Raw genomic sequence first — 13797 nt, forward strand, 5'->3', positions numbered from 1 at the left:
TTTATTTGTCCGCTCGACTAAAGACTCACTGCGCGTCTAACCCTATATTTGGCGAAAAATCATTACTCGCTTTACCCGGAAAATAGAACATGATCGAAGTCTCTACCCTTGGCGCGCTCTCAGCACTGGTTGTTGCTATCGCCCTTATCCTGAAAAAAGTCCCACCCGCTTATGGCATGATCATAGGTGCCCTGATTGGCGGTATTGTTGGTGGGATATCACTGACCGACACCGTTGCACTCATGATTGGTGGTGCACAAGGTATTGTGACGGCCGTGTTGCGTATCCTTGCCGCTGGTGTGCTAGCGGGTGTGCTGATTGAGTCTGGCGCCGCGACTTCGATTGCGGAAACGATTGTCAAGAAAGTCGGCGAGACTCGCGCCCTACTCGCTTTAGCGCTAGCAACCATGATCCTTACCGCTGTTGGCGTGTTTGTTGATGTTGCAGTGATCACCGTCTCGCCGATTGCACTGGCGATTGCCCGCCGTGCAGACTTGTCAAAAACCGCCATCCTGTTAGCGATGGTTGGCGGGGGCAAAGCCGGCAACGTGATGTCACCTAACCCAAATGCCATCGCTGCTGCAGATGCGTTCGATGTCCCGCTGACCTCGGTCATGGCAGCTGGCGTGATCCCGGGCCTTTGCGGCATGTTCTTGGCTTACGTGATTGCTAAGCGCCTCGTGAACAAGGGTAACAAAGTGGCTGAGTCAGAAGTGGTTAGCGTTGACCACAGCCAATTACCCGCATTTGGCGCGGCGATCGTCGCTCCATTGGTGGCTATTGCCCTGCTGGCCCTGCGTCCAATCGCAGGGATCAATGTCGATCCCCTGATCGCTCTACCACTGGGTGGCCTGCTTGGCGCAGTAGTAATGGGCCGTTTCAAAGACAGCAATCATTTTGCCGTTGCCGGTCTTAACCGCATGGCGCCTGTTGCCGTCATGCTACTGGGCACGGGTACGCTGGCGGGCATCGTCGCCAATTCAGCACTCAAAGATGGCCTAATTGATCTTTTAACCGCCTCTGGCTTGCCGTCATTCCTGCTTGCGCCTATCTCTGGCGCGATGATGTCACTCGCGACAGCCTCAACCACCGCAGGAACAGCGGTTGCTGCCAGCGTGTTTAGCCACACTATTCTCGAGCTCGGCGTACCCGCCCTGGCCGGTGCTGCAATGATCCACTCGGGTGCGACGGTGCTAGACCATATGCCACACGGCAGCTTCTTTCATGCCACTGGTGGTGCGGTGCACATGGATATCCGCGAGCGCCTCAAGCTGATTCCTTATGAGTCGGCGGTGGGTCTGATGATCGCCTTTGTCTCTGTGATGATGTTTGGTGTATTTGGTTTGTTTGTTTAACGTCTTAAGGTATTGAAATGAAAATTGTAATTGCTCCAGATTCGTACAAAGAAAGTCTCACTGCTATGGGCGTTGCTCAAGCGATTGAAGCCGGGTTTAGACAGGTTTTTCCGCAGGCTGAATACATCAAACTGCCCATGGCTGATGGGGGTGAGGGTACTGTCCAATCCTTGGTGGATGCCACAGGTGGTCGCATCATCACCCATCCAGTGACGGGTCCTTTAGGTCAAGAGGTCGAAGGGTTTTACGGTCTGCTCGGCGATGGTAAGACGGCCATTATTGAGATGGCCGCCGCTTCAGGCTTGCACTTGGTTGAGCCTGATAAGCGTAACCCACTTAAAACCACTACCTTCGGTACCGGTGAGCTGATCAAAGCGGTGCTAGATAAAGGCGTTGAGCATATCATTATCGGCATTGGCGGCAGCGCCACCAATGATGGTGGTCTAGGGATGGCTCAAGCGCTCGGTATTCGCATGCTCGACAAGCACGGACAAGCACTGGGCTTTGGTGGCGGCGAGTTGGCAAATCTCGCCAACATCGACTTAACCGACCTAGATCCTCGCCTGAGCCAGGTTCGCCTAGAAGTCGCATGTGATGTCGACAACCCGCTATGTGGCCCTAAAGGTGCCTCACAGGTATTCGGCCCACAGAAAGGCGCCACGCCAGAGATGGTCGCTGAGCTTGATAGCAACCTCGCCCACTACGCCGAGCTGATGAAAACCCAACTTAATCGCGATGTCATCAACATGCCAGGCGCAGGTGCGGCTGGTGGCCTCGGCGCCGCCCTAGTTGGCCTACTCGGTGCTGAGCTTCGCCCAGGCATCAACATCGTCATGGATGCTGTCAACCTTGATCAGGTCATCGCCGATGCCGACTTGGTGATCACCGGTGAGGGCCGCATCGACAGCCAAACCATCCACGGCAAAACCCCCATAGGCGTAGCGCGCACTGCCAAGAAATACGACCTCCCCGTCATCGGCATCGCCGGCTGCCTAGCCAGCGACTGCGCCGTTGTCCACCGACACGGCATCGACGCCGTCTTCGCCGTAGTCAACGCCGCCGTCGACCTCCCCACCGCGCTAGCAGAGGCGGCACAGAACATTGAGCTAACAGCGCGCAATGTGGCTGCGCTTTATTCATTGAAATGAAGAGGCGAGAATCGAGAGGCGAGAGGCGAGAAGTCCTCAGAAAATAAAACGACCGAGCCCCTCAAAAAAGGGGCTCGGAATAAGGGCAAGCGTTAACCTACAGGGGAGCGAGAGACTCATAGCGCGAAATAAAACACTCGCTTCTCGCCTCTCGCAGCGCAGCGATCTCGCCTCTGGGCTTAAGCCGGTTCTTGGAAGATCACTTCCTCAGCACGCTTCGTGTACTGCTCCATCGTGTGGAAGTTTAGGTAGCGGTACGTGTCGGCGGCAGTTGCATCCAGTTGCTGAGCGTATTCTAGATACTCTTCAAGAGTAGGAATGCGTCCCATGATAGCGCCGACGGCGGCCAGCTCTGCTGAAGATAGGTACACGTTCGCGCCCGTACCGAGTCGGTTCGGGAAGTTACGTGTTGAGGTAGACATCACCGTCGACTTCTCTGCCACGCGAGCTTGGTTACCCATACACAGTGAACAGCCTGGAGTTTCAATGCGTACCCCAGCGCGGCCAAAGATACCGTAGTAGCCCTCTTCGGTAAGCTGATCGCGGTCCATCTTAGTTGGCGGCGCCACCCATAGGCGTGTATCGAGTTGACCGGTAAAGTTATCGAGCAGTTTACCTGCCGCGCGGAAGTGACCAATGTTGGTCATACACGAGCCAATAAAGACCTCATCAATCTGGGTGCCTTGCACCTCAGATAGCAGACGTGCATCGTCTGGATCATTCGGCGCACAAAGAATTGGCTCTTTGATCTCCGCTAGATCAATCTCAATCACGTGCGCGTATTCCGCATCGCTATCAGCTTCCATCAGCTCAGGTTTGTCCAACCACTCTTGCATCGCGACGATGCGGCGCTCGATGGTACGGCGATCGCCGTAGCCTTCAGCAATCATCCACTTAAGCATGGTAATGTTCGAGTTGAGGTACTCTTCGATAGAGGCCTGTGAAAGCTTCACGGTACAACCCGCTGCCGAGCGCTCAGCCGAGGCATCTGATAGCTCAAAGGCTTGCTCAACAGTAAGGTGCTCAACGCCCTCAATCTCTAGTACGCGACCCGAGAACTCGTTGATCTTACCGGCTTTCTCTACCGTTAGTAGGCCTTGCTTGATGCCGTAATAAGGGATGGCATGCACAAGGTCACGTAGCGTGATCCCTGGCTGCATCTCACCTTTGAAGCGCACCAAGATAGACTCAGGCATATCCAAAGGCATAACGCCCGTTGCCGCCGCAAAGGCGACAAGACCAGAGCCAGCAGGGAAAGAAATTCCCAATGGGAAACGAGTATGCGAGTCACCGCCCGTACCTACCGTATCAGGCAGCAACATGCGGTTTAGCCAAGAGTGGATAACACCATCACCTGGGCGTAGCGAGACGCCGCCACGATTCTTAATGAAATCTGGCAGGGTGTGGTGAGTATTCACATCAACCGGTTTCGGATAGGCCGAGGTGTGACAGAACGACTGCATCACCAAATCAGCAGAGAAACCAAGACAAGCCAAATCTTTTAGCTCATCGCGGGTCATAGGGCCGGTGGTGTCTTGCGAGCCAACGGTGGTCATTTTCGGCTCACAGTAAGTGCCTGGGCGAATACCAGTAACGCCACACGCTTTACCGACCATTTTTTGCGCCAGTGTAAAGCCTTTGCCAGAGTCAGCAACCTCACCTGGCTTGCGGAATACGTCCGATGGCTCAAGGCCAAGCGATTGACGCGCTTTATCGGTCAAGCCACGGCCAATGATCAGTGGAATACGACCACCAGCACGTACCTCATCAATCAGTACATCCGTCTTTAAGGAGAACTCAGCCAGTACGGCGCCTGTCTCTTGGTTACATACCTTGCCTTCGTACGGGTAGACGTCAATCACATCACCCATATTGAGCTTAGTCACGTCAACCTCGATTGGCAGCGCGCCCGCGTCTTCCATGGTATTGAAAAAGATCGGGGCAATCTTACCGCCTAAGACATAGCCGCCACCGCGCTTATTCGGCACGCATGGGATATCTTGACCCATAAACCACAACACAGAGTTAGTCGCCGATTTACGTGATGAGCCAGTACCGACTACATCGCCAACATAAACCAGTTGGTGACCCTTGGTTTTCAGCTCTTCAATCTGCTGGATTGGGCCGATTTCGCCCGGCTTATCAGGGTTGATGCCCTCACGAGCGTTTTTCAGCATCGCTAGAGCGTGCACCGGGATATCTGGACGCGACCAAGCATCAGGGGCTGGAGAGAGATCATCGGTGTTGGTTTCACCAGTGACTTTAAATACGGTTAGGGTAACTTTTTCTGCCAGCTCTGGCTTAGATAGGAACCACTCGGCATCTGCCCAAGATTGGATCACCTGCTTAGCCAGCGCGTTACCTGCTTTGGCTTTCTCTTCAACATCGTAGAATGCATCGAACATCAGCAGAGTATGCGACAAGGCTTCAGCGGCAATCGGCGCAAGCTCGCTGTCATCGAGCAGGCTGATCAGAGGCTCAATGTTGTAACCGCCCTGCATGGTGCCAAGTAATTTGGCGGCTTTTTCGCGGCTTACTAGGGGTGATTCGACCTCACCTTTAGTGACAGCAGTGAGGAACCCAGCTTTCACATAAGCGGCTTCATCAACACCTGGGGGGATACGATTCTCAAGTAGGTCAAGAATAAACTCTTCTTCACCTGCGGGTGGAGTCTTTAGCAACTCAACAAGTGCCGCCACTTGCTCAGCGTCTAATGGTTTAGGGACAACTCCTTCAGAAGCACGCTCTGCGACGTGTTTACGGTAGGCTTCAAGCACGACTATTTCCTCTCATTGCGGTCCATCCTTATAGTTAGAATAGGAGTGGACATCCTTGGAAAACTTGGCTTCTCCATCGCCTTTGGCTCATTCAAATCGATTGTGGTCACTGCAAAATTTGGATGAACAGCGTCGAAGAGGCCAAACTGTGGGACGTAAGATAGCAAATTTAACGCAAAATTAAAATCTCATCAGCTTGACCAACATAGCAAGTTGTGGCAAAGGTGCAGTTTTTTTGACCGTTTACTTAAATGAAGTGCCGATGATCAGGTATACGGAATCCCTATTTTGTTCGGTGCGACCATAAGCAAACATAATCGGTCCAATTGGCGAGTCGACCCCTGCAAATATAGACCCAGCGCCGTAGAGATCTGCGTTGTAGAACTCTAAATCGGTATCGTTCCACACTCCCCCGTACTCTAATGACCCACCAAGGTAAACCGGCGATTTAAACATACCAAAATCGTTGTCAAACCAGCGATAACGATACACCACACTGCCATAGACTAAGTTATTGCCAATCAGGCTATTACGTGGGATACCTGATAGCTTCAAAAAGCCACCCAACTCTTTCGGCACGACAGGAAATTCTCCCTTCGCGTTATGCACAACGCCGTAGTCAAGATTACCGACTATGGTATGGCGCTTGTGGCTGTGGGCCCCGATCATCTCAACCGAGAACTCTTGCACCTCATCATTTTTAACACGTTCAATAAAATCAAAGCTGCTGCGTGGCTCAAGTGAATCGATCGAGTACAGGTACTCTATATCGAAATAGTAACCACGCGTTGGCAGCGCGAGACTGTCGAGGGTATCGAGTCGAAAGTTAACAAACGCTCCGACCCGATCGAATTCAACTTTTCCCGCCGAGCCTAATGTAGTGAAATCGGTGCGACCTACCGTATAGCGACCACCGGCTTTAAAACGGCGCCACAACTCCCCTTGAAAACCCAGTGCAAGCTCTGTTTCCAACGAGCGATAGGTGACAGGAACAAAGTCATCAACTGCATCAAGGCCAGGGTCTGGAATACTATCAGTATCAACATCGATCGGCATATTTCGCTGCTGCTCTGTATAGGTGACATCGGCTGTTGTAAACCAGTTCAGACTCGAGGTTAGCGGGCTATAAAAACTCGCTGCGGCGAGCTTATCGGTCCCCATCTCTACGCTGGTGGTAAGCTCAGCACCATGACGGTTTATATCAGTAAAATTGACCGAGGCCCCCAACGCGTACTGGCTGGTGGTGTCAAAATCATCTTCGAGGAAGAAACGCAAGCGCAGGTAGTTAGGACCCCACTTCTTCTCGCGCACGTCGATTTGCAGCACGTTCTCCTGATCGCGCTGTTCATACTCGTAGGAGATCAGCTCAAAACGATCTAAGGCATATAGACTATCGACACTCTCCTCAAGCTGCTCAAAGCTGATCGCTTCTCCTTGCGGGATCTTAAGTCGGCTATTGATCACCTCATCACTAAAGTGTGAATCATTGTTGAGTTCAATTTGGTCTATCGTCAACTGATGACCAAAGGCAAGCTCGGCTCTTCTTGCCTGTTTAAGATCGATATAAGCCTGAAACTCTTCACCAGAAACAGACAGCGCCTGCAACTGCTCACGTTGATCCTGAGCGATGAGATACCCCTTATTGAAGGCATGTGGCATGCGCTCAAACTCGGTGGTTTGCATATCGCCCACCTCAGGACGCAGGAAGATATCATCTTCTCGCATCAGCGCCTTCTGCTCTTTGGTACTGCGGCGTACCATATAATTCGAGAGCTGATCAGCAACCGTGAATAAGTTAGTAAACTCATCGAGGTCCTTATAATCACTGCTAATGTCAACGGCAATGACAATATCGGCGCCCATCTCATAAGCCACATCTACTGGCATATTATTGGTCACGCCACCATCCACCAGCAGCCGCCCATCCACCTCATAGGGCGGCAGAGCACCAGGCACCGACATACTGGCCATCATAGCATCGACCAAAAAGCCATCATCGATCACGACAGGCTCTAGCTCGACAATATCGCTTGCCACCGAGCGATATGGGATCGCCAGTTCATCAAACGAGTCAAGCTTGGCCACGTTACCCGTGGTCTCTCGCAACAGTTTGAGCATGCCCTGCCCCTGAACTATACCGCGGCGAGCACGAAACTCACCCCAGCCAATGCCCATCTGTGGATTGATGGTGTATCTGTCCTCATGCTCTTTATCGCGAATATGCCGCTCACTGCGCTCGATTCGATCGCGATAGCCGCCATTCCAATCGACACTGTAGATAAAGCTCTCGATTTCATCTGCCGACATTCCTGTCGAATAGAGGCCGCCGACAAAGGCGCCCATGCTGGTGCCTGTGATGTAGTCGATCGGGATCTGCATCTCCTCAAGTGCTTTCAATACCCCAATATGGGCCGCCCCTTTTGCACCACCACCGGCAAGCACTAGGGCTATTTTCGGCCGTGCTTGTGCCGTATCTGTGGTTGTATCAGGCACATTTGATGAGGCAAAAGCCAGGCTTGAAGCGCTTATCAGAGAACAACTGAGCAGCAGGCGTCGAAACATATCTTTCCTATGTATGTGATTAAATGGCAAATTACATTCTAGCGGGAAAATAGCCCTTTCAACCACCCAATTGGATTCGATTCGCAACCTTGCTTAAATCGTCCCTCCGGATCCCATACCGGCAGCTTGAACTCACTGCGGCAGTTGTACGCTAGTGCGCCGTTCTTTTCACGGCTGAACCCAACCGTTGAGAGCTTTTGAGGCCAGGGCAAAACCAACCTTTGTGGCACTCGATCGTCCAAATAGTGAGCATACACACGCAGAGCACCACTCGAGCCGGTAAGGTTGGTCGGCAAGTTATCATCTCTACCCAGCCAAACCGTGGTCACTTCTCGCCCGTCTACCCCAACAAACCAACTATCGCGCGTATCGTTACTGGTGCCGGTTTTACCCGCCAGTTGCGCCCACGCGAATTGAGAATGAAGAAAACGACCAGTACCACTAACCACACCATGTTTCATTGCGTAGGTGGTCAGCCACGCCGCCTGCTCAGGCACGGCTTTGGAGACGCGTGGCAGCGAATCAAACAGTACCCGCCCATCGTTATCCACTACCGAGCGTAGGGCTGACAACGGAGCGATACGCCCACTATTGGTCAGGGTTTGGTACATCTGGGCAACTTGATATGGCGTAAGGGTAAACGAGCCAAGCAGCATCGAGGGCACCTCACGGATCTCATCGCGATCAACCCCAAGCTTTTCAAACGTATCAATCACTTTAGGCAGGCCAAGCTTCATTCCAAGCTGTACGGTGGGCACATTGAGTGACTTAGACAACGCCTCGTAAAGCGGCACCTCACCACGGAACTGGCGATCGTAGTTTCTCGGGCTCCACTCATTACCCTGATTACCACGCAAGGTAATAGGCTTATCCTCAAGCGTGGTCGATAACTGGTACTCAGAGGGCTGGGACAGGGCAGCGAGATACACCGCAGGCTTGGCCAATGAGCCAATTTGACGACTGGCGTTGAGCGCACGATTAAAGCCATCATAGCCGGTGCGCTTGCCACCCACCATAGCGCGGATCTCGCCCGTTTGACGATCGACGGCGATCGCTGCTCCCTCAAGCCCATCGCCACCAACGCGCTCAAGCTCAGGGACCTTAGTCGCAATTGCTTTCTCAAGTTTGGTTTGTGAGACCGGGTCAAGCGAGGTAAAGACTCGCAGCCCAACACCAGAGCGAAATGCGCTGCCGACCTTTTCGCTTAACTCGCGATTCACCTGTTGAAAGTAGGCTGGCTGGCGACTCGCGACGCGTGGATTATCCTGAATATCCAGTGATCGACCGACCGCCTGTTCATATTCGCTCGGGGTTAACTGGTGATTTTGCATCATTAGGCGCAGCACCAAATCGCGGCGCTGTCTGGCACGCTCAGGGAAGCGAATTGGATTGTAGTAAGATGGCCCTTTGACCATCCCAACCAGCAGCGCCAATTGATCGATGCGCAGCTCTTGGAGAGGTTTGCCGAAATACAATCGAGAGGCAAGACCAAATCCATGCACGGCCTGGCCACCACTTTGACCAATATAGACCTCGTTAAGATACGCCTCTAGGATTTGGTCTTTATCGTAGCGATAGTCAAGTAAGATGGCGATATACGCCTCGCGAAGCTTGCGCCACAAGGTGCGATCGCTGGAGAGAAACAGGTTTTTCGCCAATTGTTGCGTCAGGGTACTCCCCCCTTGCACCGTGCGCCCCGCCTTAATATTGGCCAAGAATGCCCGCACAATGGCGATGGGAGACACACCGTCGTGCTGATAGAAGTGGCGGTCTTCTGTGACTAACAAGGCATCAACCATAATATCCGGGAACTGGTTTCGCTTGAGATACAGTCGCTGCTCATCGACGTTATTTTCCAGCATACCAAGCAGCTTAGGGTCAATATGCAGATAGCCAAGATCACGACCGCGATCGAGTGATTGGATGCGCTCCAACTGTGAGTCGTTAAAATGCAGCATCACATGGCGCTCACCCTCTTTGCCATCGGTGAACTCAAAGCCACGCCGTATCAGCTCGATTCGTGTCGATGAGGATGAGTACTCTCCGGGATACCTCGGCGTGGCGACCTTTCGATAATTGAGCACATCGAGCTCATTGCGCATCTCTTGAATGCCAAACTCTTGGCCCGGTGTCAGGGTTAAGACGCGTGCATACACCACGGTCGGCAAATCAAACAACTGCCCTTCAAACTTTTGTCGCACTAGGGTATCTAGATAGATCCCCACCACAGCCAAAACGGCTACCAAGGCCAATGAGCCCTTCCAAAACAGAGACCACAATGAACCGAGCCAGTTGCGCTTGCTGCCTCGCTTACCAACAGGCTTGGTGCGCGAAGTGGTCCGTTTTGCGGGCTTGGCCTTGGCTGGCGTTTTCTTCGCGGCCGATGTGCGGCGCTTTGCAGGCGGTTTTTTATTCGATTCGCTCATGATTCTCGTCTTTTATTTCCCCAATTGACGCTTGGTCTTGGTGGTCGCTTGGTGCGCAGCAGGATTATCTGGCCACACATGCTTGGGGTAGCGTCCCTTCATCTCTTTTTGCACCTCTTTGTAGGAGCCAGCCCAAAAACCGGCTAGGTCTTTGGTGATCTGCAGAGGTCGTTGTGCGGGCGATAGCAGTTCAATCACTACCGGCACTCGCCCCTGCGCCACCGTTGGCGATTGCGGCTCACCAAACATCTCCTGCATTCTCACCGAGAGCATCGGCTCCTGTCCTTGCTGATAATATAACGACTGAGCACGCCCCGTGGGTAAAATAATTTTCTCTGGTAGCCACTCATTGAGCTGCTGATCCAGTGGCCAACCAAGGCGCGCCAGCAAGGCGGCTTGGATATCGACTTGTGCCAGCTGCTTAACGCTATTAATACCATTTAGATAAGGCATCAGCCACTGCTCAACCTCGTTTATGAGTGAGGGCTTATCCATAGCAGGCCATGCTTGCTCCGGCAGCCAATCCACCGCGCATAATATCCGCTGGTGAAGCTGCTCAACCGTTTTATTCCAATTGAGTACCCCAAGCCCTTTACGTTGCACGTAGCTAAGGAGTGCCTGAGCCATTTGACTCTTATCAGGCTCAGGCAGAGCTTCTGTTCGTATAATCAACTTGCCTAGATACGTGCGTCGCTCGGCAACAAGACGCCCCTTGCTCTCACTCCAGTCAACCTGTTCCCTAACGGTCATTAACTGGGGAGCGAGTGCCTCGAGTTCATCCATTTCGAGGCGACAGGCTAATTGGATCACACTCGCCTGGCCACTGGTGCGCATTAGATCCACAGCCACAACATACCCTGGCTCAGCAAACAACGTGGGATCGTACACCTGACCGCCATGTCCATTGGCGAGGCGGTATTCCTGCCCATCGCGGCGACGCTTTTGCGCGATGCGATCAGGGTAAGCATGCGCCAGTGCCAGCGCCAAGCCTGCCTCCGTCAACTGATTAGGGTTGATTGTTGTGTCGAGCTTACGCGCCAGACTGTCAATACGCCGCTTGAGCAGCGATTGTCTGTCGTGACGCCCCGATTGATAGCGATGCAGCGAATGGCCAAGGTCAACCACATTACGCTCCGGCTCTTCCGTCAACGCCGCCGCAACAATCGCCTCATTAAGCAACTCAGCTGACTGAGCTTTGGCTTGCAGCAGCATACTCGCCAAACGAGGCTCTAGCCCCAGTTGATAAGCCTGCTTACCCATCGAGGTCAGACGCCGCTGCGCATCAATCAGCCCAAGCGATGTTAATAGGTCGTATGCCTGATTCATTGCTGCTGGTGCTGGGGTATCGAGCCACAACAGATCACTCGGGTCTTGCGTTCCCCAATTGAGCAACTCCATCGCCAGAGGGGCTAGATCGGAGTGGAGGATATCGGGTGATGGCACTAGAGGCTGCGAGGCCATCTGCGTCTCGGAGTAGAGGCGCACGCACACACCTGGCTCCAACCGTCCAGCGCGGCCACTGCGTTGCTGTGCAGACGATTGAGCGATACGTACCTCTTCCAGACGAGTGATCCCAGTGGTGAGGTCAAAGCGCGCGACTCGCTCTTGACCTGAGTCCACTACCATGCGAATGCCCTCAATCGTCAACGAGGTTTCCGCGATATTGGTTGCCAGCACCACTTTGCGCCGCCCGTTGTTTGAGGGAGCAATCGCTTGTTGCTGCTGTTTGAAGTCCAAGGCGCCATAAAGTGGCAACACGTCGATATCTTGGCTTAGCTGGCCGGACTCACGCAGCTGATTTTCCACCTGTTTAATGGCCGCGACGCCTGGCAAAAAGGCCAACAGCGAGCCTGACTGGTTAGTCATCAACTGCTGGATCTGAGCGCTCATCACGTTGGTCAGACGCTCATTGGCGGTCAGTGGTCGATAGCGATGCTCGACGGGATAAGCGCGCCCTTGCGACTCAATATAGCGCGCATCGGGCAGGAGCGTTTGCAGCGCTTCGTCATCAAGCGTTGCCGACATAACCACTAAAGTTAGGTCATCACGCAGCGCCGACTGGATCTCAAGACTGAGCGCCAGCGCCGTATCAGCGTGTAGACTGCGCTCGTGAAACTCATCGAACACAATCACATCCACACCCGTCAGCTCAGGGTCCGACTGAATCATCCGCGTTAGGATCCCCTCGGTGACAATCTCAAGCCGGGTATCACGACTGACCTTGTTCTCTCCTCGGATCCGATAGCCAATCTGCTCACCGACTTTCTGGCCACACTGCGCCGCGAGGTAGCTGGCAATGCTTTTCGCCGCAAGACGCCGAGGCTCGAGCATGATGATCTTACCACTGCCTTGGTGCTGCTCTAGCAACTTAAGGGGAAAGTAGGTGGACTTACCGGCACCAGGGGCCGCTTTGAGGATCACTTGGGCAGATTGCTTTACCGCCTCAAGCAGTTGCGGCAGAACAGAGATGATAGGTAGTTGTGACAACTCACGATTCCTGTGATGTAATGTTTGCCGATATTCTAACTCTAAGTCAGCACGGATGCAGCTCTCTTGCTAAGACCTTACCAAGACCTTGTGAGAACTATAACCTTGTGAGAACTATAACCTTGCGAAAAACGGGACCTTGCGAAGACCGGGCTGGCGTAATGCTCAACCACCTTTGAATTCAGCACCGATTATGAAATTTGATACTCCCCTTGAATCGGCGACATTGATTAAGCGCTACAAGCGCTTTTTGGCCGACATCACCCTTGCCGATGGCTCAGTGCGTACCATCCACTGCGCCAACACGGGCGCCATGACTGGCTGCGCCGAGCCTGGTGATACCGTATGGTACTCCACCTCCGACAACCCCAAGCGTAAATACCCCAATAGTTGGGAGCTGACCGAAAAGCCCAACGGCGATATGATTGCGATCAACACCATTCGCGCCAACCAGCTGGCCGTTGAGGCGATTCAAAACGGTACCATCGCCGAGCTTCAGGGCTACGAGTCGCTGCGCACTGAGGTAAAATACGGCCAAGAGAGTAGTAAAATTGACATATTACTCGAGGATAATCAGCGCCCCTCTTGCTACATCGAGGTCAAGAGTGTCACTCTGCTTGACGCACAAGACCCTGGGCAGGGCTACTTCCCCGATGCGGTCACCACACGCGGTCAAAAACATCTGCGTGAGCTGCAAGAGGTCGCACAATCAGGGCAAAGGGCAGTTTTATTGTTCACTATTTTGCATTCAGGGATTGAAAAAGTCGCTGCTGCCCACCATATAGACGCCAAATATCATCAATTGTTGAAACAAGCACATTCAGCAGGTGTCGAAGTACTGTGCTATAAAGCAGTACTTACTCAGCGAGAGATCCAATTACAAAACGCTGTACAATTTGTACACACTGGGCCATAAAAATGCCATCGTGTTCACATAGATAGACAGTTTGTCCCGGATCGTTTGCCACACTTGCTGCTTTCTGCTATAGATACCCGCCTTATACCAACTGTAGGAAACAGTTGGCTAGGTGTTATTAGGAGA

General features: G+C 53.0%; 7 protein-coding genes. 3 read left to right on the top strand and 4 right to left on the bottom strand.

The genetic code is table 11. The features are described 5' to 3' along the window. Window positions 1-89: 89 nt before the first annotated feature. Together ACSTTG_RS03910 and ACSTTG_RS03915 are read left to right on the top strand one after the other, a co-directional pair. Window positions 90-1355, top strand: coding sequence for a GntP family permease (locus ACSTTG_RS03910; protein WP_438473838.1), 1266 nt, complete (start codon window positions 90-92; stop codon window positions 1353-1355). A gap of 17 nt (window positions 1356-1372) precedes the next feature. Further along, window positions 1373-2503: a glycerate kinase gene (locus tag ACSTTG_RS03915; protein WP_438473839.1), complete on the top strand. Its 1131-nt coding sequence runs from the start codon at window positions 1373-1375 to the stop codon at window positions 2501-2503. Window positions 2504-2682: 179 nt separating this feature from the next. Here ACSTTG_RS03915 and acnB read toward each other — a convergent pair whose 3' ends face one another. From acnB to hrpB, 4 genes are all read right to left on the bottom strand, one after another. Then, on the bottom strand, window positions 2683-5280 hold the full coding sequence (gene acnB / locus ACSTTG_RS03920) for a bifunctional aconitate hydratase 2/2-methylisocitrate dehydratase (RefSeq protein WP_438473840.1): 2598 nt from the start codon (window positions 5278-5280) through the stop codon (window positions 2683-2685). 243 nt (window positions 5281-5523) lie between these two features. Further along, window positions 5524-7842 (bottom strand): patatin-like phospholipase family protein, encoded by a 2319-nt coding sequence (locus ACSTTG_RS03925; RefSeq protein ID WP_438473841.1) that lies wholly within the window; start codon window positions 7840-7842, stop codon window positions 5524-5526. A gap of 38 nt (window positions 7843-7880) precedes the next feature. Then, a complete protein-coding gene (gene mrcB, locus ACSTTG_RS03930; protein ID WP_438459136.1) occupies window positions 7881-10268 on the bottom strand; it encodes a penicillin-binding protein 1B in 2388 nt (795 codons plus the stop codon). 12 nt (window positions 10269-10280) lie between these two features. Next, window positions 10281-12755, bottom strand: a complete 2475-nt coding sequence (hrpB, locus tag ACSTTG_RS03935; protein ID WP_438473842.1) for an ATP-dependent helicase HrpB — start codon at window positions 12753-12755, stop codon at window positions 10281-10283. A 193-nt stretch (window positions 12756-12948) separates the two neighbouring features. Between hrpB and sfsA the strand changes: the two genes are divergently transcribed. Next, entirely contained in the window at window positions 12949-13671 is a 723-nt protein-coding gene (gene sfsA / locus ACSTTG_RS03940; RefSeq protein ID WP_438473843.1) for a DNA/RNA nuclease SfsA, read from the top strand. Window positions 13672-13797 lie beyond the last annotated feature (126 nt).

Origin of the sequence: Vibrio glycogenivorans, assembly GCF_051660965.1 — a bacterium.
GTDB lineage: Bacteria > Pseudomonadota > Gammaproteobacteria > Enterobacterales > Vibrionaceae > Vibrio.

Excerpts from the sequence above, each read along its gene's own strand:
- ACSTTG_RS03915 (WP_438473839.1), top strand. The coding sequence starts at position 1,373 with ATGAAAATTGTAATTGCTCCAGATTCGTACAAAGAAAGTCTCACTGCT.
- ACSTTG_RS03925 (WP_438473841.1), bottom strand. The coding sequence starts at position 7,842 with ATGTTTCGACGCCTGCTGCTCAGTTGTTCTCTGATAAGCGCTTCAAGC.
- mrcB (WP_438459136.1), bottom strand. The coding sequence starts at position 10,268 with ATGAGCGAATCGAATAAAAAACCGCCTGCAAAGCGCCGCACATCGGCC.
- sfsA (WP_438473843.1), top strand. The coding sequence starts at position 12,949 with ATGAAATTTGATACTCCCCTTGAATCGGCGACATTGATTAAGCGCTAC.
- ACSTTG_RS03910 (WP_438473838.1), top strand. The coding sequence starts at position 90 with ATGATCGAAGTCTCTACCCTTGGCGCGCTCTCAGCACTGGTTGTTGCT.